The following is a 21136-nucleotide window of genomic DNA, read 5'->3' as shown; positions in this document are numbered from 1 at the left end:
AAGCGGCGACAGCGAATCTATTCCGTGTCCACCCGCAGGTCGCTCAGCTGCATCGACACCAGCGTCGGGCCGGGCAGCGAACGATTGCCAGGGCCGATCGGGTAGACCCGCCGCCGCGTCTGGAAAACCAGCCCACCGGCGTGCGCGGGCTCGGTGCAGTAGTGCGCGGCCCGTGCCCAGTAGCCGACCACCTCGGCGACGTAGTCGTGTCGACGCAGCCGACCGCTGGCATCGAAATAGAAACTCTGCCGCGGCGAGTGGGTAGGGATGTGCGGCGGGAACGTCGCGTTCAGCCGCCGCCAGGTCTCCCCGCCCTGCTGCCAGGTCCCTGCCTCGTCGACCTCGACACCGGCGCGCGTCAGCAGGTAGGGCGTGGTCAGGTAATTCCACATGGCGTAGCCGGCGAAGTACACCGAATCCAGCGGATCCCACCGAAAGTTCCGGCGCAGGCCCGTGCGGCCGAAGAACATCGGCCGCGGGTTTGCCCGTGAGCTGAGGACGTGGCCGTCGTGACTCTCGATCCGCACCGCCCCGTTGTCGAAGACCCCGCGCTGCCCGTCAACCGGGAACGGGTCAATGACCGTGCGCGGTTCCTGGACGTCGACCGTGATGCGGTAGTCGGCAAACCGGTTGCCCGGGACGCGGGTACGGACCAGCAGCCCGCCGCTGCGTACCCGCCCATGAATTCTGACGGCGGATCGCCATGGCTGCAGCCCGCCGTGGGCTTCCAGCGCCTCATCCAGCAGGGTGCTCGTCATTGCCACATCCTCGGCGTCGATCGGTGCTCATCGAGGTAATCGAACACCAATCGCGGCGCGCGCACTGGCCGGTCGGCCCCGTCGGTGCGGGTCATGAGGGCTGGCCCTCGCGGGCATCCGCCGTTTGGTCGTCCTGCTCGGCGTCGGCCACGGTCAGCGGCAAGGCCAGCTCTTCGAGCGGACGCCGTTCGGCCGCGACACCAAGCCACAGTTCGACCAGACCGGCCGCGGCCATCACCGCCGCACCGATGAGGAACGACCAGAACACCTGGCTGCGCTGGCCGGAATTGATCAACTGGCCGAACAGCAACGGGCCGCTGATCCCGCCGATCGCGGTGCCGACGGCGTAGAAAAACGCGATTGCCAGCGCCCGGGTCTCCATCGGGAAGATCTCGCTCACGGTCAGATAAGCGGCGCTGGCCCCGGCCGAGGCCAGGAAGAACGCCACAGCCAGGACGACGATGAATGTCCAGACACCACCGGTGCGAGTCACGAACAGCACCGCAAGCACAACGGCCACGACCGCGGACCCGATGTATGAGAACGTGATCATGGGTTTGCGGCCGACGGTGTCGAACAGCCGCCCCAGCGCCAGGGGCCCGACGAAATTACTGAGCGCCCACACGATGAAGAACACCGGCACGTGCCCCGATGCGACCCCGTAGAAACCGCTCAGCAGCGTGCCGAGGTTGAACGTCACGCCGTTGTAGAGGAAAGCCTGGCCGATGAACAGCGCCAGCCCGAGTACCGCGCGCCGGGGGTAGCGCGTGAATGCCACCCTGGCGATCTCCCAGAACGAAATCGCATGGCGCTGACGCACTCGCAGTGGGCGCCCTTGCGGCTCGGGCAGCGGTTGGCCGGTGTCGCGCTCCACTTCCCCCTCGATTTCGCCGACGATCCGCTCGGCTTCGTGCTGGCGCCCGTGGATGAACAGCCAGCGGGGGCTTTCCGGAACGTTGCGCCGCACGAGCAGAACGAAGATCCCAAAGATGGCGCCGACGCCGAAGGCCAGGCGCCATCCGATGTTCGCCGGGAAGTGCGAGGTGTCCAACAGGAACAGGGCCCCGGCCGCGCCGGCAGCCGAGCCCAGCCAGTAGGTCCCGTTGATCACCAGGTCCACCCGGCCGCGTACCCGCGCCGGGATCAGCTCGTCGATCGCGGAATTGATGGCGGCGTATTCACCGCCTATGCCCGCGCCGGTGAAAAAGCGCGTCAGGAAGAAATACCACGGCGCAAACGCGAACGCGGTTGCGACGGTGGCGATCAAGTACACCGCGAGGGTCAGCAGAAACAGATTCCGCCGGCCGAACCGGTCCGTCAGGTGGCCGAAGAATAACGCCCCCAGGCAGGCCCCGGCAATGTAGAACGACGCCGCCAAGCCGATGTCGGCGGCGTTGAGCGCGATGCCGCTGCCGTGCTCGGTCAGGCGCGACGACACGTTGCCGACCATCGTGACTTCGAGTCCGTCGAGAATCCACACGCCGCCCAGCCCGACAACGACGCGCCAGTGGAACCGCCCCCAGGGCAGCCGGTCCAGCCGTGCCGGTACGTGGGTGGTGATGATTCCGGTTTGTGCGCTCGCACTCATGGCTGACTCCGTTCTGGGTGGGCAGCACCAAACACCGCCCGCGACACTAGCCAACTCATGGTCAATACCCGTACTCGACCTGTGTTCCGGTAGCTGTCAAGGTGTTTGAGACAGCGTCTCACTATGTGGACACTATTTTCGGTTGTGGGGCCGGTGGGTTGATCCATGCCGCGGTCGGTAGTTTCGGGGGCTCGAACTCTGCTGTCTCAACTAACCCTGCCAGAGAGGGTTCGTCGCTGAGCCGGCGATGCCCGAGGAGGCATACCTCAACCGAGTGGTTAGCTCCAGGAATGCAACGCGTGCCTGAGCTTGCCCGTCATCTCTACGACCGCTTCGAACCCGTCCATGCCGTGACGTACTTCGCGCCGGAGGCGCGTGCGGCCCTGACAACTCTCGGTTACCGGGGATTTTGGATGGGTTATTTCGCCGCTCGATCGGCCCCGCTGGGCCAGGTGCCACCCGAAGTCGTGACCGCGGTGTTCTACAACTTCGCCCACGCGCGGGTGACCAAGGCACTACCGACGGCATGGGAAATCGCCGGGCCGCCCCTTGCGTTGCGGGCCCGGGCAGCGTCGGCGGTGGCGGCGCTGCGGCGGTACGGCCTGCGCGACGACGACGAAAACGTCCGCACTGCAGCACGTTTGGCCGGTGACGCGGCGCGGCGGGCGCCGGTTGACGGTCGAGCATTGTTCGCGGCCAACCTCGCCCTGCCCTGGCCCCAAGATCCGGTTGCCGCGCTCTGGCATGCGACCACGTTGCTGCGCGAGCACCGCGGCGACGGTCATGTCGCGGTGCTGGTCGCTGCCGGTATCTCCGGGCGAGAGGCCAACGTGTTGCACTGCGCGGCGGACGCGGTGCCCCGCGACTACATCATGCAGACCCGCCACTACGACGACGCCGAATGGCGCGCCTGCGAGCAAAGCCTGATCGGCCGCGGTCTGCTCGACGCGGATGGATCGTTGACGTCCGCCGGACGCGATCTGAAGCAGCACATCGAGGACACCACCGACGCGCTGGCGCTGCACGCCTACGACGGTCTCGACGACGGCGAGCTGCAGGCGTTGCTTGATGCGCTGACCCCGATCGCCCGGACGGTGATCGACGGGGGTGACATGCCGGCGGTCACGCCGATGAGGCTGCGGCGCAATTTTTGACTGGCCTGGGTCGATCACCGTGGCCCGGCTGCTCAAAGCGGTTGCTGACGGGTCTCATCGGGTAATTCGACGGCCGGCTTGGTGTGGGCCTCCCCGAGCGCATGCTTCGAAGCGTGTTGTGATGAAACATCATTCGGACCAGCGGCCCGGGCGACGCGGATACCGTCAAAGACGCGGGCCGCCCTGCGGTTGATTCTGCTGGCCGAATAACACGCGGCGGCCGACCACCCGCCAGGTGGAATTGCCGGTTCGCGGCGATGCTGCTGCACACTGTGGCGTGCCGAACGCGCGGACGTGCTCGCTGAAGCCCAGCCGATCATGCAGGCGCGCCAACGGTTTGGGCGCCCACCAGTTCGATCGGCCGAGCACGTGCATGAACGCCGGCACGAGCAGCATCCGCACCAGCGTGGCGTCGACCAGCACCGCCACGGTCAACCCGAACCCGAACAACCACATGAACGAGACCCGCGCGGCCATCAATGCCGCAAAGGAGATCGCCATGATCAGCACCGCAGCGGTGATCACCCTGCCGGTATGGGCCACACCGAATGCGACACTCCGGTCGTTGGCGCCCCATCCGCGGTGTGATGTCAGCCAGTACTCCCGAGTCCGCGCCATGAGGAACACCTCGTAATCCATCGAGAGGCCGAATGCGGTGCAGAACACCAACACTGGCAGTTGCACGCCCAGGGTTGCCGGCGGCCGGTTCCGGGATGAGTTGGCAAGCAGGCCGGCCAGGTCGCCGGCAGCGCGGCGCCGCGGTGATCGGCGACCGCGGGATAGGGCCGGTCGGTCGGAAGTTGCAGGCGATCGGGCATGCCGGCCAGCGCATCTTCCCAAAACCGCACCTGGGCGGCCAGCGGACTTGCCTGGTCGGCCAGATCGCCGAGACTTTCCCGCTGCCACAACGCGTAATCGGCTTACTGCACCGGCAATTCGGCGCAACCCGGGGCGCGGCCCACGCATCGGCTCATATACGCCACACCCACATCAGCGGCCAGCACACCGATCGACCAGCCGTCCCCAGCGATGTGGTGCACCACAATCACCAGTGCATGTTCCTGCTCGGCAACTCTGAAAAGCTTTGCCCGCGAAGGGTTTCCGGTCCCCAGGTCGAAGGGGTAGTGAGTCGCGTCCACCATGGCCCCGGTCAGCCGGGCAGGCGGCCATCCCGCCGCATCGATGACCTCCCAGCCGAAATCGGCCTGTTCTGCAGGGAGAACCAGTTGCCGGGGTATGCCGTCGATTGTCGAAAACACCGTGCGCAGGCTTTCGTGGCGGCCCACCACATCGGCCACGGCCGCATTGAGCGCGGTGACATCAAGGTGGCCGGTCAGCCGCAGCGCCACCGCTCGGTTGTAGACCGGCAAGGAACCCTGCAGCTGGTCGATGAACCACAACCGGCGTTGCGCGAACGACAACGGAATCACCGCGGGCCGCTCAACAGCCACCAAAGGCCTAGGCCCACTTCTATTACCGCCGATACGTGATGCCAACGCGGCGATGGTCGCGGCGTTGAACAGCGCACCCACTTTGAGGTCGGCGTCCAGGGCCGCGTTGACCGCGACAATCGCGCGCATCGCCGACAGCGAGTCGCCGCCCAGGTCGAAAAACGACTCGTCGACGCCAACCCGTTCCGGCGCTACCCCGAAGAACCTGAACGAAGATGTCGACGAGGACCTTCTCGATCGCGCGGTAACTATCGCTGTCGTGGTATTCCGGCACCGGGAGCACCCGCCTGCCGACTTCACCGTCGGCCGTGAGCGGCAACGCCTCCAACACCACCACCGCAACCGGCACCATGTACGACGGCAGCCGCTCCGCCAGCTCCGCGCGTACCCCGGCCGGGTCCAGCGCGCCCGGGAACGATTCGGTGACATAACCGACCAGGTGCTCGTCACCGGGGTGCTGCTCACGGGCGATGACCACCGCCTGCTCGACCCCGGCCAGGTCAGCTGATGCCGCCCGAATCTGACCCAACTCGATGCGATAACCGCGGATCTCGACCTGCCCATCGGCCGACCTCCCACGCGGCTGCTCGTCAGGTTTCATCGGACCGTCGATCCCGAGCGGAATTTAGGCGTCAGAGCCGGCGTTGCGGGCGAGCCTGTCGCGCAGACTCTTCGGTCGTATGTCGGTCCAGTTCTGTTCCACGTAATCGAGGCACTCCGCCCGGGACGCCTCACCGAAAACGACACGCCATCCGGCCGGAATATCGGCGAACACCGGCCACAGACTGTGCTGCTCCTCGTCGTTGACCAAAACGAAAAAGCTGCCGTTATCGTCGTCGAACGGATTGATGCTCACTGGTTCTCCTCAGCGCCTGCACAAGGTCGGGTCAAGGGGCCAAACCGGCGAGCGCGGAACAGTCCGTATTGCGAAATATCGGCTCCAGACCCCGACCGGCGACGTCAACTTAGCACCTCTTCTTTCAATCTGGACGATCTCCGCGACTACCGATCCCACCATCGGAACGGCAGGGACGCCGTCGGCGCTTGCGCAGGTAGGAGCCGCGGCATCGGCGCAGTTGGACGCCTATCCGGCATTCGCCAGGGTCGGGTCATGCGGCCGGATATCCGCAGGTTGCAGCGCACCGATGGTGGCCCGTGCGCGAAGTCGCCGCAGAATTCCCGAGTTCGCCCGATCGTGGTTGCCAACGGCCAGACCCGCACTGACCGGCAGTCGCCGGGCTCAGGGATCCCGCGTTCGCGAGGGACCGGAAGTTGCCTGGTCAACCGGCCATTATCGGCGGATCCAGGGCAACATGTCGTCGACCGGTGTAAAGTACACGACTGCGTTGGCGGCGCCTTTCGCCCAGATGCGGCCAGTTGCACGGAGGTGCGCATGAACGCCCTGCATTTATCTGTGCCCGCCGCTTCGTCATCGCCTCTGCGATTTGCGCTTTTCGACTATGTCAGCGGTATGGAACGCCTCGTGCAGGCCGTCCAGGAATTGTCGTTGGCGCGCAGCCTGCCCGACATACAGCGAATTGTCCGGTCGTCGGCGCGGGAACTCCTCGGTTGTGACGGTGCCACGTTCGTGCTGCGCGAGCACGACATGTGTTATTACGCCGACGAAGACGCCATCGGTCCGCTGTGGAAGGGCAGCCGCTTCCCGGTCGAGGCCTGTATCAGCGGCTGGGCGATGCTCAACCGAGACGCGGCAGTAGTCCCGGATATCTACCGCGACCCCCGCATTCCACACACCATCTACCGCCCCACGTTCATCAAGAGCCTGGTGATGGTTCCGATCCGCAAGCTCGATCCGATCGGCGCGATCGGCAACTACTGGGCACAGCAGCACCGGCCTACCGAACAAGAGGTCTGCTTGCTTCAAGCCCTGGCGGATTCGACCTCGATCGCCATGGAGAACGTCCAGGTCTACGTCGAAATGGAACGGCGTGTACGCGACCGCACCGCGGCGCTGGAAAAGGGCCATGAGGAGATCCGCCGCCTGTCGGTGACCGACGAACTGACCGGGCTCAACAACCGCCGCGGTTTCTATCTGCTGGCCGACGCGGCGCTTGGCGCGGCGCGCCGCCAGGGTCGCGATTGCATGCTCGCGTTCCTGGACGTCGACGGACTCAAACGGGTCAACGATCAACTGGGCCACGACGTGGGCGACACACTGATCGCCGACGTGGCCCGCGTGCTGCGCACCGCACTGCCCGAGTCGGCCATCCTCGCCCGCATGGGCGGCGACGAATTCTGCGCCCTGGTCACTGATGTCGACTGTGATTCCGCGACGCTCAAGGCGCGGCTGGTAGCGGGATTTCGACATTTCAACGAGACCAGCCACCGGTCCTATCGCGTTTCTGCCAGCATCGGCGTGGTGCGGGCGCGCGCGGCTGACGTCAATGCCATCGACGAATTGCTCGCTCAGGCAGACGAATTGATGTATGCGGAAAAGAAAGCCAGCCCCAGCTCGCGGCTCGCCGACTGACGCCTGATCTGATCGCGGGCCACCGGCGGATACGGCAACGACCGGCCAATCCGCAGTGCGATACTCGCATGCACCACGACAGCTGGAATACCAATGAGGGAAGCCCCAACATGACCCATGCCAATCAGCCTGCTGCCCAATCGTCGACGACAGCATCGGCTGCCGGCGCAGCACCCTCCAGCGTCGAGGATGTCCGTACCGGCATGAGTTCCCACGCGCTGCTCCAGGCGATCGAGGACCACCTGCGCTACTCCCTCGGCCGCCCGGCCGCCTTCCTGCAGCCCAAGCACTACTACCGCGCTCTGGCGCTGGCCGTGCGTGACCGGATGCAGCAGCGGTGGATCGAGACCACCCAGACCTATCTCGACCTGTCCCGCAAGGTGGCCTGCTATCTGTCGGCGGAGTTCCTGCTCGGCCCGCACTTGGGCAACAACCTGCTCAACCTGCAGCTCGAGGACCAGGCCCGGGCGGCCTTGGCCGCGCTGGGCCAAGACCTCGACGAGGTGCTGGCCTGCGAGGAGGAGCCGGGCCTGGGCAACGGCGGACTGGGCCGGTTAGCGGCCTGCTACCTGGACTCGCTGGCCACCCTGGAGCGTCCCGCCATCGGTTATGGCATCCGCTACGAGTTCGGCATCTTCGACCAGGAAATCCACGACGGCTGGCAGGTGGAGAAGACCGACAACTGGCTGGCCGACGGCAATCCGTGGGAGATCGCCAAACCCGAACTGAGCTATCAGGTCGGCTGGGGCGGACACACCGAGTCCTACACCGACGAGCAGGGCAGGTACCGGGTGCGCTGGGTCCCGCAGCGCGCGGCCAAGGGCGTCTACTACGGCACGCCCATTCAGGGCTACGGCGTCAACACCTGCAACACCCTCACGCTATGGAGCGCCCGCGCCATCCAGTCGCTTGCCCTGGACGCCTTCAACGCCGGCGACTACTACCGCGCCGTGGATGACCAGGTGGTCTCCGAAACCCTCACCAAGGTGCTCTACCCCAATGATCAGCCGGAAGTCGGCAAGCAACTGCGGCTGGCCCAGCAGCACTTCTTCGTGTCTTGCTCGCTGCAGGACATGCTGCACCTGCTCGAAGACTTCGCCGGCCTGCCGGTCCGGGAGCTCTCGAACCGGGTCGCGATACAACTCAACGACACCCACCCCTCGATCGCCGTCGCCGAGCTGATGCGCCTGCTCGTCGACGAACGTGATCTCGACTGGGACGAGGCATGGCAGATCACCGTGGCATCATTGGCCTACACCAACCACACCCTGCTGCCCGAGGCCCTCGAAACCTGGCCGCTGTCAATGTTTCAGCGATTCCTGCCGCGGCACCTGGAAATCATCTATGAGATCAACCGCCGCTTCCTCGACGAGGTGCGCGCACGGTTCCCCGGTGACGAGGACCGCGTCCGGCGGATGTCGCTGATCGACGAGGGCGGCGAGCGGCGGATTCGCATGGCACACCTGGCGACCGTCGGCAGCCATGCCGTCAACGGTGTCGCGGCGCTGCACTCCGAGCTTCTGAAAACCACTGTGCTCAAAGACTTCTACGAGATGTGGCCGGAGCGGTTCAGCAACAAGACCAACGGGGTGACCCCGCGCCGCTTCGTCGCCCTGTCCAATCCCGGCCTGCGCCGACTGCTCGACGAGACACTCGGGGAAGGGTGGTTGCGTGACCTCGACAGGTTGCGCGAGCTGGCCCCGCTGGCGGGTGATCCCGCGCTGCAGCAGCGGTGGCGGGCCGTCAAGCGGGAGAACAAGGCGCGGCTGTCGGACTACGTACGAGCTAACACCGGTATCGCGGTGGATCCGGACTGGCTCTTCGACATCCAGGTCAAGCGCATTCACGAATACAAGCGTCAGCACCTCAACCTGCTGCACATCGTCACCGCCTACCACCGGCTCAAGCAGCGCCCGCATCTCGAAATAGCGCCGCGTGCATACATTTTCGGCGGCAAGGCGGCACCCGGTTACACCATGGCCAAACTCATGATCAAGCTGGTCAACTCCGTCGCGGAAACCGTCAACGCCGATCCGGACGTCAACGACCGCATGAAAGTAGCCTTCATTCCCAACTTCAACGTCCAGAACGCGCAGGTGATCTATCCCGCAGCAGATCTGTCCGAGCAGATCTCGACCGCCGGCAAGGAGGCATCGGGCACCGGGAACATGAAATTCATGATGAACGGGGCGCTGACCATCGGCACGCTCGACGGCGCCAACGTCGAGATCCGCGAACAGGTCGGTGCGGAGAACTTCTTTCTCTTCGGGCTGACGGTCCAAGAGGTGCAACGCGTGCTGCACGACGGCTATCGACCGGGCGACTATATCCGCGAAAACGAGGAGCTCGCGGCGGTTCTCGGCCTGATCGCCGACGGCCGGTTCTCGCGCGGCGACACCGCGGTGTTCGCCCCGCTGATCGCCAACCTGACCGACCACGATCCGTTTTTGGTCATCGCGGACTACGCCGACTATCTGCGCGCCCAGCAGCAGGTCGATACCACCTGGCGGGACACCGAAAGCTGGACTCGTAAGTCGATCCTCAACTCCGCGCACAGCGGGAAGTTCTCCTCGGACCGGGCCATCGCCGAGTACTGCGACGACATCTGGAACATCACGCCGGTGCCCATCGGATCCCCGAACGACTAACCGCGTGGGGACCCGTGCAAAAAAAGATCAAAAGGACTGCCACATGCGTCGCACACGCCACTAGAGTGCTGTGCGTGGGCACCGCCGTGTTAGCCAACGGGCGAGGCCGCTGGTTGGCAATCGCGGTCTCACTCGTCGTCTCTGCCGCCATGATCTACGCCCAAGCCACTGAGCGGCCGTGCTGCGTCCAGACCCCGGCAGCAACCCCGACGAGTACCGCAGCTGCGCCGCCCGGCACAGCACCCACCGCCAGTCCGGCGGAGGTGGACATGTTGGCGGCAGGCGCACCCGTCGCCGGCCAGGACTTCCAAATGGCATTACCTGTCGGCGTCGCATCCGAGCAGGGGCTGCAGATCAAGACCATCTGGGCGGCCCGTGCCATCAGCGTGCTCTTTCCCCAGATCAGCACCATCTACGGGTTTCGGCAGGATCCCCTGAAGTGGCATCCCAACGGGTTGGCGATCGACGTGATGATCCCCGATCATGGCTCCCCCGCCGGTATCGAGCTCGGAAACCAGATCGCCGGGTATGCCCTGGCAAACGCCAAACGTTGGGGCGTGCTCCATGTGATCTGGCGGCAGAAGCTCTACCCGGGCATCGGCGCCCCGAGCTGGACGGCCGACTACGGCTCCGAAACCCTCAACCACTACGACCACGTTCATATCGCCACCGACGGTGGCGGATACCCCACCGGGCAGGAAAAATACTTCATCGGATCCATGCGGCCCATGCACCCACAGTGATGCCAGTCTTGACCGCGACCAGTCCGTGCGGCCCGGGAGTTGCCTGCATATGCCCGCTATCACATGTGATAGCGGGCATATCTGCCAGAGGCCGTGCATGCGCAGGCTTCACACCTGCCGCCGCGCGAAGGGTTTGAAGCTTATCGCGCCAGGACAGCGGACACGTGGCGCCTCAGTCACCCAGCGTCCTCGGCGACCGGGTAGCCGACTGCATGCATTCCTGGTTGCCGGCCGCCATGATGTTCCGCGAGTTGGCGTGAGAAGCCCTGTGCCACTGATGCTTTCGGGAAGCCAATGGCGCGGTCTGCGGGTGGCCACTGTTTCGCCGAGCACGCCCCGCGGGTTAGGCCTGGCCAGGCTATGACACGGCCGGACCTGGAACAGCGCGTCACGCGAGCCGAGGTGGTGCTCGCGGAACGGCGATTCGTCAGCGCGATCGATGTGTTGGTCGGCCTGAACTGGCTTGTGCCATCGCAGCTCGACATCTGGCGGCAGGGTCGTGTGCCAGCCCCGGAGCAACTCATGCAGGTCAACCCGGCCAAGGTCGCGGCGGCGACGGCGGCGTTGCGGTCGTGGGCGCAGAACCGCGGACTCCATCCGTCGGAAACCGATTACACTGCCCGCATCCGGGACCGCCGCGACCTGCGGTTCAACGTCACCGCCGATGCCGCAATCGAGCGCCGTGCCGTAGCGGCGTCGGTCGGCCCCGGCTTCGCCGGGAGCCCGCGGCAGCGTCTACCTGAGGCCAGCGACACCACGGCACGCTCGGGCTGTGATTGCATTGCCACCGGGTGCCAATTCGGTTGTGCGATGCAATGCCCGGACCCGAGTCTGGTTAACGATCCTTGACCAGGTCCGCGAGAAAAGCCGGTAACCGGCCGGCGCCAAAGTCATAAAGCCGCGCCCAGCGCGGCTCGATCGAGATGCGCACCATCTGCTGATACGTCAACCGCACGTTGTGTTCGAACTCGGCAAGTTGGGCTTCGTCGATTGACCTCCTCGCTGCCGCGAGGTATTCGTCGGTGACGCCGTCGACGGTTTGCGGTGTGGCGAGGCCACGCACCAGCAGGGCCTTCGCCTCGTGTGGGGTGGAGCCGGTGTCGATCGTCAATGCAACTTGCGGACGCCGCGAAAGGGAGCCGACTTTCGGGGAGGTTGGTGCCGTGGAGACAACGATGCGTTCGCCGGTCCAGTAGAACCCGACCGGGATGACCCGCGGGAGGCCATCGTGTCCGTTGTAGGCGAGTCGGGCCAGGGAGCCGGAGAGCAGCTTCTGGGCTTCTGGGTGGCCAAGCTCCCGAGCCAACTCTTGCTTATTCATCACACCGACACTCCTACCCGGTCCGCCTTGGCCTGACACCCACGGGCACCCAGAAACATCAGCCGGTCGGGGTTGTCAGTGGTTGCGGGTTGAGTGGTCGGTAGTTGAGGTAAGGAGCGGGGCACTCTGGAAACGCATCGGGGTCGAAAGGCCCTTTACTGGAGAACGGGCGAGGCCGAACGTCATTGCCAACAAGCGCAAGCTCGGAGCACGTGATCTGGTGGCTGTTGCGATGGTCGATGATTTACCAGAATAAGAACCGAAACGGTAGGAGCTGATCGATCTGACAAGATTTATGGAGCACGATTGATGATTATGCGCAGGTCCTTGCTGAAAGCAGCAATTTTCCTACTGGCATTATTATTTCTGGCCGCCTCGGCTCCAATGTACACGCAATTCGGACAGCCAGTAAATATCGTGCCCAAACACTCATGGGAAAACAAAGACCTCTCGCCGGATGAGCGGGCCGATCTGGTCATCCAGCAGATGACGCTCGACGAAAAAATACAGTTGCTTCACGGCATGGGATGGCGCACTCTGCTTGACGGAACCACATCAGTTCCGGGTGTGCGTTCTCTGGGAGGCGCGGGTTTCATTCCCGGTATTGAGCGCTTGGGGATTCCGGACCTGCAGATGTCCGATGCCGCTGTTGGTGTTGCGCGTGGGGCCGCGCGTAGCCGCTATTCCACGGCGCTGCCTTCCGGCGTGGCTGAAGCCTCGAGCTGGGATCCGGAGATCGCATACGAATACGGTGATCTCATCGGCACCGAGCTTCGCGACCAGGGCTTCAACATGTCGTTGGGCGGCGGAGTCAATATTTCCCGCGAACCGCGTAATGGCCGCACCTTCGAATACAAGGGCGAGGATCCGATTCTCGCCGGCACCCTGGTGGGTGAGGAAATTAAGGGTCTACAGAATCAGCATGTGATCGGCAACATCAAGCACTATGCAGTCAACGACCAGGAGAATGGCCGTCACTTTGCCAACTCCATTATCGACAAGCGCTCGATGCAGGAGTCGGACTTGCTCGCGTTTCAGATCGGCATCCGTAATTCAGGCGTCGGCGCGGTCATGTGCTCCTACAACTTGATCAACGGCACGTATGCCTGCGAGAACGATTACCTCCTCCACCATGTCCTCGACGAGGCCTGGAGATTTAAAGGCTTCGTCGTTTCCGATTGGGGCGGAACGCACAGCACGGTGAACGCGGCCAGAGCCGGGCTTGACATTGAAATGCCGGGCAACGACTATTTCGGCGAACCACTAAAGAATGCGGTCCAGGGCGGAGAGGTTTCCCAGCACCAGCTGAACTCCATGGTGCACCGCGTCCTTCGCACTGAATTCGCCACCGGGGTCATCGACTATCCTGCGCATCCGAAGGTGGTCGACGTAATGCATGGCTTCAAGGTCGCGCAGCGGGTTGAGGAGGCTGGCGCAGTGCTTCTGAAGAATGCGGAGAACCAACTGCCACTGAACGCGTCCTCGATCAAATCCATCGCGGTCATTGGCGGCCATGCCGACGTTGGTGTCATCTCGGGCGGCGGTTCGGCGCAGGTCGATCCCGCCGGAGGCAATCCCGTTATTACGCCCGGTGTCGATAGCGGCGATATCATGGCGCTCCTACCCGAATGGGTTTATCACCGCTCGCCGCCATTAGACGCGGTTATCGAGCGTGCTCCTCAGGCAAGAGTCAAATACAATCCTGGAAACGATCCGGCCTCCGCAGCCGCGCTAGCAAAATCCTCCGAAGTTGCGATTGTCTTTGCTGTCCAGCATGAGTCGGAAGGTGCCGATCTCCCCAACCTCGCTCTCCCCAACAATCAGGACGCGCTGATTCAGGCCGTCGCTGCGGCCAATCCGCATACCATCGTGGTGCTTGAGACGGGAGGAGCAGTAACCATGCCCTGGCTGGATCAGGTGAGCGCCGTGCTTGAATCGTGGTATCCGGGCATACGTGGCGGACAGGCGATAGCCGCCATTCTTTTCGGCGATGTCAACCCGTCAGGCAAGTTGCCGATCACGTTCCCGAAAAGCGAGGCTGATATGCCACATCCGGACCCGACAACACGGCCGGCCGAGCCACTTACCGCCGCGCCAGGCTTACCCGACCCCAAGGTAGACACGAAAGTCTTCGATGTGAATTATGATGAAGGCCTGAAGGTCGGCTACAAATGGTATGACACGGAGAATAGGACGCCTCTGTTTCCGTTTGGATTTGGCCTGTCCTACACCGCCTTCTCTTACTCGGACCTGAACGTCACTCCCGGAGACGCGCTTGAGGTCACGGTCCGCGTGACCAATACCGGTAAGCGCGCCGGACAGGAGATAGCTGAAATCTACGCAGGTTTGCCAGAAGGTGCGCAGGAGCCTCCGCGCAGGCTGGTCGGCTGGCAAAGGGTCGCCCTCGAACCTGGTGAGTCGAAGACCGTCACGGTACATGTGGAACCGCTGTTTCTTTCCATCTACAACGTTGACCGCAACGCATTCCAGCTCGTCCCCGGAGAATATGCGATATGGGCAGGAAACTCTTCGCGCGACCTGCCTCTGGAAGTAGCCGTCACTCTTCAAGGCCGATAGATGCGGCTCAGGAGTTGTCCGTCCCCGGTGAGTGAATCCCCCTTGTTTTCGAGTCCTGTGGCCCCGGAGTGGGACCGGAAGCGACGATGAATCACCGCTCTGGCCGGAGCCCGGCAGAAGCCGCTGGCGGCGCCAGCGACCACAATTAGCTGCGGCGCCGCACGTTGCCCAGTACCGCGCAGATTGCTGACCACCTATCTCGCTATCGCCCCTTAACTTTGGCGACCATTTTGTCGGCTAACTGGCGACCTTCATTGGCGATGTGGTATCCGCAGCCATTGACGTTGACGTCGACGACCACATTGGACACCGCGCTCAGCGCACGCTGGCAGCCCCAGTTGTTACTGGCTCCTACCTGGGTCTCGTTCAGCGTGATACTCGGCGGCTCGCCGTTGAGACTCGCCAACGCCCATTTGACGGTCTCGCCGGCCCTGTTCGTGGTGCTGATCGTCTGGTTGGCGCAGTTCTTCCACTTCTCGGCCGAATTCTGCACGAACTCACCGGCCTTGTCGGCGGACGGAAAGGCCAGCGCGCCCGGCCGTCTCGCCTGCGGTCGACCTCGGCCTGGCGCACCCACTTGCGCAGCGTCTCCGCGCTCATCCCCAGTCGGCCAGAGATCTCCCGCATCGCCGCCCACTCCGTGGCGTAGTCATCGCGGTGTTCGCGAACCAATCGAACCGCCTTGGCTTTGGTGTTCTCGTCGTACTTGCTCGGCATCGTGCCCATCCTTCCCTCAGAAGAAGGTGTGCAAGAAACCCGGTACGGTTCAAGACAGATAACCTGCCACAGCTTCGGCGCGAACGCCGCATGGCTCGAAATCATCTTGACTGCAAACGATCTCGTTACCTGGGCGAAACTACTCGGGTTCCCCGACCAACCCGAGATCGCCCGCTGCGAGATCGCCACCTTCCGCTACCGGGTGCTGCACGTAGCCGCCCGCATCACCCGCGGCGCCCGACAACTGCGGCTGCGCATCGACGCCACCTGGCGGTGGGCTACAGCGATCACCACCGCCTGGCACCGCATCCGCGCAGCCTTCCCCTGACCCCCAACCAACCTGTCCCAACAACCACGAAAGACCCAAGGCCCTGGAACCTCGCCCAACCCGGCGACACCGGACAGGTAAACATGCCGCAAACCGAAAACAATTACCCCACAGCCAATCCAGCGATCAAACCGCCCCTCAACCCACCGGCATGCAAAATCGAGGCTAGCGCTGAATGTAAGTCAGTGCTCTGCCGGCAGTTCGGCTGGTGCAGTCAACAACGTACCGGATGTCTCGTTCACAAATCCGTTCGCGCTCAGTCGATGTCCGCTCAGCAAGGTAGCGTCGCGCGGCTTGACCGAACATCGTCATCGTCACGGTCGACTCGCGCAGTCGTAAGCGGCCCGTTGTCGAGGTCGGCTCCGACGGGGGCTGACGATATGCGTGCGCGAGCCCGCGGCCGACGTCAAGACCAACGGCGCCGTCGCCCGGCTAGTGGCGGTCCACCTTCAATTGCGCAGAGGCCGAGGCGAATCGGCGTCCGGAGCGGCGTCGCGCAAGAACAGCGCCTTCGCGTCAACCCCTGAGCCCACCGGCAACCCGGCGCGTGCCGACGCTGGTCTTGTCCGGCCACGCAACACACGATCCGCCACCAGCATTCCTGTGACGAGACATCGCGGATCAGCCCGGATATCCAACCCGGCAGCTATCCAACACCCAGGTTCTGAGCGACGTCGTCAGGGCGGCAAGCGGATTACCCGAGTCCTCACATCGCGGCACCGGCCGCCGCGTCCTAACTCGAGTAAAGCAATGGGACTCAGCCGTCCCGCACGGGTCAACGAGAGCTCGCGAAAGCACTGCACCGGCCGACGAAGTTCACCTGGCTCGACTGAGGTGCAGTTCCACCGGCCTGCATCACTTAACCTGGACAAACACTGCCGAAGCGAATTCAGCTCGGGCGAAACAACATTGGACGAGTGGCTGCGTCGATACGCCGGCCAGGACCGGCGCGGCAACACCGCCGCGGTATGGGTGATTACGGACGCCAACCACGCGGTTGTCTGCTACGCCAGTTTGTCGATGACCTCCGTCAACCGCGATGGTCGAGCACATCATGGCTACTGGGGCCGAACTGAACATCAAGGCTGCCTGCCGTGCCGTCGTCGTCACCGCTCTCAACGCCGAGGCGTTGCGCTGGTGGCAGCGGTTCGGATTCGAACCACTCGATGCCGACGATCAAGCCAAACTTAACCTCTACCTGCTGACCAAAGACATCGCCGAAACCCTGCCCACCCTGTAAGACTCCAGCCATGGACAGCGCAGTCGAGCTGCACCTTCGCCAACTGATCTTCGAAAGACTTGCCGACATCGTGGCCGAGAATGGCGTAGTCCGTCGGGCCGAACTCGAACAACTTCAAGTCCGAGACCAACACTGGCGAGTCATCGACCGAAACCGCGGCATCCGGAACCCCAGAGAACTCCTGGCCACGTTGTCAGTGATCTCCAACCCCAACGGACCGTACGCAGATATGCATGTAGGCGACTCTCGCTACGCTTACGACTACCTCCGGCACGGCAAGCTCCTCGATGCTGCCACATCATCGGCGACAACAAGCAACACGGCCTTCCGATAGTCCAGAACGGTCTGAGCCTCTGCAAAATCCACCACGCTGCTTTCGACACAAACCTGCTCGGAATCTCACCGGATTACGTCGTCCGCATCAACCGTGCCCTTATGGATGAAATCGATGGGCCGATGCTTCGGCACGGCCTCCAAGAAATGGACGGCCGACCCCTTACCCTTCCAGCGCGAGCCTCCGACCGGCCGGCGGCCGATCAACTGGCCGAACGATTCGACGAATTCCGCGCTGCACGATGACAGACCCGCGAAACAGCCATCCCCTACTTGACCAACGGACAAGTGCGGCGAGAACGGCACGTTGTGCACGAATGGTTGATCCCACACTCCCACGAGCTAAATCGCTGCTGAGGTATCAGCAATGGATCGCTCCAGCTCAAAGCCAATTTCACCAGTCGGGCTGACAGGATTTGAACCTGCGACCACTTGACCCCCAGTCAAGTGCGCTACCAAACTGCGCCACAGCCCGGTCGCCGGTGAGTCCGCCGGCGGCAGGTCGAAAGCCTACCGCAGACCAACCCCAAGCGTGGCCACCACCTAGGCAACCTGCGAACCGGCCTGCTCGGCACGCTTCCACACCAAAGACGAGTACACGGTCCGCCCGTCAGGCAGGGTCAGCTCCGACGACAGGGTCAGCTTGTCACCGTCGAGGTCGCTGTGCCGTAGATGAAACTGGCCCAGGTAGTTGGGCACCAGGGACAGCTTCGCCTCATGACGGAGATCACCCGTGGACTCGTCGACGAAGTACCGTCCGCTGTAGGCGAGATACCCCAGCGCCGCGGCCGCCGCCTGCTCGGTGGTGCCGCCGCTGGCCACCGGCCGGTCGTAGTCGGGCCGCCCGGACGACTGGATCTGCGCCGACATGTACCCGTCCGGGGTGTAGATGATCAAACCCTGCGCATCCGCACCGAGGGGGTATCGCACCGGGCCGTCGAGACTGTCCCGCTCGACGTAGGACACCAGCTCCCAGGCTCCAACCAGATTGTCACGCAATGCTTTTGCCATTTCCAATGCTCCTCACGATGCTTCGAACCAGCTGTTCACTTTCGCCACCCACGCCCGTAATGCTTGGGCCAGCTCTTCCTCGCGGCCGTAGAACCGCTGCGCCGGCACCGGCACGCTGACGGCCACCACCTGATCGGTCACGCCATGCAGCACCGTCCCGACCGCGCAAATGCCGTCGGTCTGCTCCTCGCGGTCGTAGGCGATGCCGTCGCGGCTGATCTGGGCAAGCTCCTCGCGCAACGCTGCTCGATCGGTGATGGTGTTGGCGGTCAGCGGCATCAGCCGACTGGGCAGCGCCTGCGCCTGCCGTTCCGGCGGCAGCGACGCCAGCAGCGCCTTGCCGTTGGCGCAGCAGTACAGCGGAAAGGACTCTCCCACCGCGCTCACCGCGCGCAACCGCCGCGGCGGAACCACCTGGTCGATGAAATCGGCACGATCCCCGTCCAGGATCGACAAGTCCACCGTCTCGTCGAGTTCCCGCGACAACTGCGTCAGGAATGGGTGCAGGTCGGCCACCACGCTGAGGCGCACGGTGCTGGCCATGCGCGCGATCTCCGGCCCCAGCCGGTAGGGTCCCCGCGCCCCGCGCGAGGCCACCAGACCCTCGTCCTCCAATGCGTTGAGGATCCGGCTCACGGTGGACCGGGCCATGCCGACCCGCTCCCCGATCTCGACTTGGCTGAGCCCGCCGGGGTGAGCTTGCAGCACCCGCAAGATCTCGGCCGCGCGGGCAATCACCTGGATGCCGCCGCTGCGGACGTCGCTGTCTTCGGCCCTGGCGCTCATCGTCGAACTCCGGGCAGGCGCAGCAATGCCTCGGCTTCTTCAACGGAGGCGACCGGCAAATCCAGGGCCTGGACAAGACGCATGGTGCGCGTCACCAGCGCCAGGGTGCTTGGCGCCAGCTCACCCTTACGCAAGTACAAGGTGTCCTCCAGGCCCACTCGCGCATTACCGCCCAGGGCCAAGCCCATCGCGGTCAATTCCAGGTTGGCCCGGCCGATCGCGATAACTTGCCAGATCGCATCGGGAGGAAGCCGGCGCACCATCGTTAGCAGGTTATCGGCGGTGGCAGCCATTCCGCCGCGCACCCCGAGGACGATGCTGAACTGCAAAGGTTCAGCCAGCAGGCCTTCTTCCCGCAATCGCAGGCAGGCCTCCAGATGCCCGGTGTCATAGATTTCCAGTTCGGGTTTGATATCCAGCTCGAGCATCCGTGCCGCCAATCGGCGGACGGCATCCGGCGGGTTGCGGAATTCGCCGGCACCGAAACTCATCGAGCACGGGTTGAGGGTTGCCATCCGCGGCCGCAGTTCGACCAGCTTTTCCCGCTCCTCGAACGGCACCGACAGTCCGACTCCCGTCGACAGCTGGATCAGGATCGGGCAACGCTCGCCGATCAGGTCGATGGCCCGCCGTGCGATAGCGAGATCTGCTGTCGGCCGTTCGTTTTCGTCACGCAGATGGATATGTGCCACCGCGGCTCCGACGCGGTAGGCCTGTTCGACCGCGGTTGCGATTTCTTCCGGCGTGGTCGGCAGCGCCGGGTTGTCGGCCTTGGTCGCGATCGGTCCGGTGGGTGCCACGGTGATGACGACGCTCACTCCCCTACCTCCTGCGGATGAGCGATGGCCACCAGTAGCACCGCCGCACGCCCGGAACGGTTTTCCAGCGACCGCACCTCGCCTTTGGCGAAATGCACACTGTCGAGCCGGCCCAAGACCGTTTCGGTTCCCTCGGCGGTGACGACCAGCTCGCCCTCGATCACCACATAGACGGTTTCCTCTCGGGCTACGGCCATTTCGGCGATCCCGCCCGGCCGGTAGGTGGACAGCCCCACCCAGAACCGTTCGGTGTGTCCGGCTTCGTGGCCCTGCAGCCGCACCGTGAGCACGTCACGGTGCAGCGCGGCAGTGTATTCCGTTGCCTGCGACACCCGGGTCACGTTCATCAGGCCCCCGTCTCGATGCGGTAGCTCCCGGTGGGGTCGACGATCGCCACCAACCGAACGATGCAGCCGTCGCCGCCCACCCAGCGCCAGGGGAAGGCGGCAAACGTGACGCGCTTGCCGGTGACCTTGTCCAGATCGCCGCCCACGTTTTCGAAACCGTAGATGCCCTTTGACAGGATCGCGCGGTGGCAGGGCTCCCACTCCGGGAAGTCGTCGAGTACCTTGCGACCCGTCTGCTCCTCGTATTCGCTCACCGCCCAAGGCAATAGGCCGCCTTGGGCTTCCGCGGGGCCGTGTGGTGCGATCGCAGTGGCCAGCGGATGGTCCAGGGCCTGGGTGTCGGTGCCGACCGCCTTGACGCCCTTGGCCGCAAACCACTCCCCCGCTTCCTTGTAGAAGCCCGGCGAGTAGGCGTAGTACTCGGCACTGTCGGCGTATTTGTGGTGCCAGCCGGTGTTGACGATGACGATGTCGCCGGGCCGGATTTCAGGGCTGGCCTGCTCGAGATCCTCGGCGGTCACCACTCCCCACTTGTTTTTCGGGATCGACACCACCACCCCGGTGCCGAAGAAGGCGCTCAGTGGAATCTCATCGAGGAACGGCGTTCCCTCCACCACGTGCGCCGGTGCATCGATGTGGGTGCCGGAATGCATGACGGTGGTGATCTTTTGCGTCAGCACCCGGCTCTTGGCCATGCCGTGCAGCCGTTCGATCTTGACGTCCTCGAAATACGGCCAGGCCGGCACCCCATGTCCCCACGGGTGCGACAGGTCGTAGAACTCCAGCTTGGACTCGGCATCACCGAGGGGCCACGTGACAGTCATG

At 64.1% G+C, this 21136-nt stretch carries 19 protein-coding genes, 1 tRNA gene and 4 pseudogenes; 10 read left to right on the top strand and 14 right to left on the bottom strand.

Features of this window, described 5'->3' with window-relative positions; all coding sequences use genetic code 11:
* Window positions 1–17: 17 nt before the first annotated feature.
* Together EET10_RS13830 and EET10_RS13825 are read right to left on the bottom strand one after the other, a co-directional pair.
* Window positions 18–758, bottom strand: coding sequence for a hypothetical protein (locus EET10_RS13830; RefSeq protein ID WP_167480175.1), 741 nt, complete (start codon window positions 756–758; stop codon window positions 18–20).
* A 91-nt stretch (window positions 759–849) separates the two neighbouring features.
* Window positions 850–2346 carry an MFS transporter gene (locus EET10_RS13825; RefSeq protein ID WP_036403246.1) on the bottom strand — a complete coding sequence of 499 codons (1497 nt, stop codon included), beginning with the start codon at window positions 2344–2346 and terminating at the stop codon, window positions 850–852.
* A 290-nt stretch (window positions 2347–2636) separates the two neighbouring features.
* Between EET10_RS13825 and EET10_RS13820 the strand changes: the two genes are divergently transcribed.
* Window positions 2637–3500, top strand: coding sequence for an SCO6745 family protein (locus tag EET10_RS13820; RefSeq protein ID WP_036403249.1), 864 nt, complete (start codon window positions 2637–2639; stop codon window positions 3498–3500).
* 165 nt (window positions 3501–3665) lie between these two features.
* On the opposite strand, the pseudogene EET10_RS13815 reads toward EET10_RS13820, so the two are convergent.
* From EET10_RS13815 to EET10_RS13805, 3 genes and pseudogenes are all read right to left on the bottom strand, one after another.
* Window positions 3666–4178, bottom strand: a pseudogene (locus EET10_RS13815) (MMPL family transporter); the annotation flags it as partial.
* A 53-nt stretch (window positions 4179–4231) separates the two neighbouring features.
* A pseudogene (locus EET10_RS30850) lies at window positions 4232–5519 on the bottom strand (condensation domain-containing protein); the annotation flags it as partial.
* A gap of 57 nt (window positions 5520–5576) precedes the next feature.
* Window positions 5577–5807, bottom strand: a complete 231-nt coding sequence (locus tag EET10_RS13805; protein WP_036403258.1) for an MbtH family protein — start codon at window positions 5805–5807, stop codon at window positions 5577–5579.
* Between the two features lie 537 nt (window positions 5808–6344).
* Here EET10_RS13805 and EET10_RS13800 point away from each other — a divergent pair.
* The 4 genes from EET10_RS13800 (at window position 6345) to EET10_RS13785 (ending at window position 11682) form a co-directional block, all read left to right on the top strand.
* Window positions 6345–7442 carry a GGDEF domain-containing protein gene (locus tag EET10_RS13800; protein WP_122502224.1) on the top strand — a complete coding sequence of 366 codons (1098 nt, stop codon included), beginning with the start codon at window positions 6345–6347 and terminating at the stop codon, window positions 7440–7442.
* 110 nt (window positions 7443–7552) lie between these two features.
* Window positions 7553–10090: a glycogen/starch/alpha-glucan phosphorylase gene (locus EET10_RS13795; protein WP_122502787.1), complete on the top strand. Its 2538-nt coding sequence runs from the start codon at window positions 7553–7555 to the stop codon at window positions 10088–10090.
* An 86-nt stretch (window positions 10091–10176) separates the two neighbouring features.
* Window positions 10177–10833, top strand: coding sequence for a VldE C-terminal domain-containing protein (locus EET10_RS13790; protein WP_174719733.1), 657 nt, complete (start codon window positions 10177–10179; stop codon window positions 10831–10833).
* Between the two features lie 360 nt (window positions 10834–11193).
* Window positions 11194–11682 carry a hypothetical protein gene (locus EET10_RS13785; protein ID WP_122502223.1) on the top strand — a complete coding sequence of 163 codons (489 nt, stop codon included), beginning with the start codon at window positions 11194–11196 and terminating at the stop codon, window positions 11680–11682.
* Here EET10_RS13785 and EET10_RS13780 read toward each other — a convergent pair.
* Entirely contained in the window at window positions 11669–12154 is a 486-nt protein-coding gene (locus EET10_RS13780; protein WP_122502222.1) for a pyridoxamine 5'-phosphate oxidase family protein, read from the bottom strand. The two genes, EET10_RS13785 and EET10_RS13780, sit on opposite strands and share 14 nt — an antisense overlap.
* Window positions 12155–12481: 327 nt before the next feature.
* Here EET10_RS13780 and EET10_RS13775 point away from each other — a divergent pair, with 327 nt between their 5' ends.
* Complete coding sequence (locus EET10_RS13775) at window positions 12482–14731, top strand: beta-glucosidase (protein ID WP_218028462.1); 2250 nt, start codon at window positions 12482–12484, stop codon at window positions 14729–14731.
* Between the two features lie 202 nt (window positions 14732–14933).
* Here the strand turns inward: EET10_RS13775 and EET10_RS13770 are convergent, their stop codons facing one another.
* Both EET10_RS13770 and EET10_RS30845 read right to left on the bottom strand, forming a co-directional pair.
* Complete coding sequence (locus tag EET10_RS13770) at window positions 14934–15224, bottom strand: sensor domain-containing protein (RefSeq protein WP_167480174.1); 291 nt, start codon at window positions 15222–15224, stop codon at window positions 14934–14936.
* 40 nt (window positions 15225–15264) lie between these two features.
* Window positions 15265–15448, bottom strand: a pseudogene (locus EET10_RS30845) (transposase); the annotation flags it as partial.
* Here EET10_RS30845 and EET10_RS13765 point away from each other — a divergent pair.
* From EET10_RS13765 to EET10_RS30835, 4 genes and pseudogenes are all read left to right on the top strand, one after another.
* Window positions 15443–15776, top strand: a pseudogene (locus tag EET10_RS13765) (transposase); the annotation flags it as partial. The pseudogenes EET10_RS30845 and EET10_RS13765 sit on opposite strands and share 6 nt — an antisense overlap.
* Window positions 15777–16830: 1054 nt before the next feature.
* A complete protein-coding gene (locus EET10_RS30225; RefSeq protein ID WP_211187939.1) occupies window positions 16831–17016 on the top strand; it encodes a hypothetical protein in 186 nt (61 codons plus the stop codon).
* A gap of 10 nt (window positions 17017–17026) precedes the next feature.
* Window positions 17027–17350 carry a hypothetical protein gene (locus EET10_RS30840; RefSeq protein ID WP_051490522.1) on the top strand — a complete coding sequence of 108 codons (324 nt, stop codon included), beginning with the start codon at window positions 17027–17029 and terminating at the stop codon, window positions 17348–17350.
* Window positions 17314–17595, top strand: coding sequence for an HNH endonuclease (locus EET10_RS30835; protein ID WP_321191547.1), 282 nt, complete (start codon window positions 17314–17316; stop codon window positions 17593–17595). Before EET10_RS30840 ends, EET10_RS30835 begins: the two co-directional genes overlap by 37 nt.
* 155 nt (window positions 17596–17750) lie before the next feature.
* Here EET10_RS30835 and EET10_RS13745 read toward each other — a convergent pair.
* The 6 genes from EET10_RS13745 to EET10_RS13720 all read right to left on the bottom strand — a co-directional run bounded on the left by EET10_RS13745 (window position 17751) and on the right by EET10_RS13720 (window position 21135).
* Window positions 17751–17824, bottom strand: a tRNA-Pro gene (locus EET10_RS13745).
* Window positions 17825–17892: 68 nt separating this feature from the next.
* Complete coding sequence (locus EET10_RS13740; protein WP_036403274.1) at window positions 17893–18360, bottom strand: lipocalin-like domain-containing protein; 468 nt, start codon at window positions 18358–18360, stop codon at window positions 17893–17895.
* Between the two features lie 12 nt (window positions 18361–18372).
* Window positions 18373–19146: an IclR family transcriptional regulator gene (locus EET10_RS13735; protein WP_036403276.1), complete on the bottom strand. Its 774-nt coding sequence runs from the start codon at window positions 19144–19146 to the stop codon at window positions 18373–18375.
* The gene (locus EET10_RS13730; RefSeq protein ID WP_036403278.1) at window positions 19143–19964 is read right to left on the bottom strand and encodes a beta-keto acid cleavage family enzyme; all 822 of its coding nucleotides are present in this window, start codon (window positions 19962–19964) and stop codon (window positions 19143–19145) included. The genes EET10_RS13735 and EET10_RS13730 overlap by 4 nt, the downstream gene beginning before the upstream one ends.
* Window positions 19961–20311 carry a beta-D-galactosidase gene (locus EET10_RS13725; protein WP_036403281.1) on the bottom strand — a complete coding sequence of 117 codons (351 nt, stop codon included), beginning with the start codon at window positions 20309–20311 and terminating at the stop codon, window positions 19961–19963. The genes EET10_RS13730 and EET10_RS13725 overlap by 4 nt, the downstream gene beginning before the upstream one ends.
* A complete protein-coding gene (locus tag EET10_RS13720; RefSeq protein WP_036403283.1) occupies window positions 20311–21135 on the bottom strand; it encodes a cyclase family protein in 825 nt (274 codons plus the stop codon). Before EET10_RS13720 ends, EET10_RS13725 begins: the two co-directional genes overlap by 1 nt.
* Window position 21136: the final 1 nt, after the last annotated feature.

Source organism: Mycobacterium pseudokansasii (assembly GCF_900566075.1).
Lineage (GTDB): Bacteria > Actinomycetota > Actinomycetes > Mycobacteriales > Mycobacteriaceae > Mycobacterium > Mycobacterium pseudokansasii.
The sequence above is the reverse complement of the archived record's forward strand: the minus strand, read 5'-3'. Positions and strand labels throughout refer to the sequence as shown.

Coding starts and splice junctions, on each gene's coding strand:
- EET10_RS13830 (WP_167480175.1), bottom strand. CDS start 758: ATGACGAGCACCCTGCTGGATGAGGCGCTGGAAGCCCACGGCGGGCTG.
- EET10_RS13825 (WP_036403246.1), bottom strand. CDS start 2,346: ATGAGTGCGAGCGCACAAACCGGAATCATCACCACCCACGTACCGGCA.
- EET10_RS13820 (WP_036403249.1), top strand. CDS start 2,637: ATGCAACGCGTGCCTGAGCTTGCCCGTCATCTCTACGACCGCTTCGAA.
- EET10_RS13800 (WP_122502224.1), top strand. CDS start 6,345: ATGAACGCCCTGCATTTATCTGTGCCCGCCGCTTCGTCATCGCCTCTG.
- EET10_RS13795 (WP_122502787.1), top strand. CDS start 7,553: ATGACCCATGCCAATCAGCCTGCTGCCCAATCGTCGACGACAGCATCG.
- EET10_RS13785 (WP_122502223.1), top strand. CDS start 11,194: ATGACACGGCCGGACCTGGAACAGCGCGTCACGCGAGCCGAGGTGGTG.
- EET10_RS13780 (WP_122502222.1), bottom strand. CDS start 12,154: ATGAATAAGCAAGAGTTGGCTCGGGAGCTTGGCCACCCAGAAGCCCAG.
- EET10_RS30225 (WP_211187939.1), top strand. CDS start 16,831: ATGGCTACTGGGGCCGAACTGAACATCAAGGCTGCCTGCCGTGCCGTC.
- EET10_RS30840 (WP_051490522.1), top strand. CDS start 17,027: ATGGACAGCGCAGTCGAGCTGCACCTTCGCCAACTGATCTTCGAAAGA.
- EET10_RS13740 (WP_036403274.1), bottom strand. CDS start 18,360: ATGGCAAAAGCATTGCGTGACAATCTGGTTGGAGCCTGGGAGCTGGTG.
- EET10_RS13735 (WP_036403276.1), bottom strand. CDS start 19,146: ATGAGCGCCAGGGCCGAAGACAGCGACGTCCGCAGCGGCGGCATCCAG.
- EET10_RS13725 (WP_036403281.1), bottom strand. CDS start 20,311: ATGAACGTGACCCGGGTGTCGCAGGCAACGGAATACACTGCCGCGCTG.
- EET10_RS13720 (WP_036403283.1), bottom strand. CDS start 21,135: ATGACTGTCACGTGGCCCCTCGGTGATGCCGAGTCCAAGCTGGAGTTC.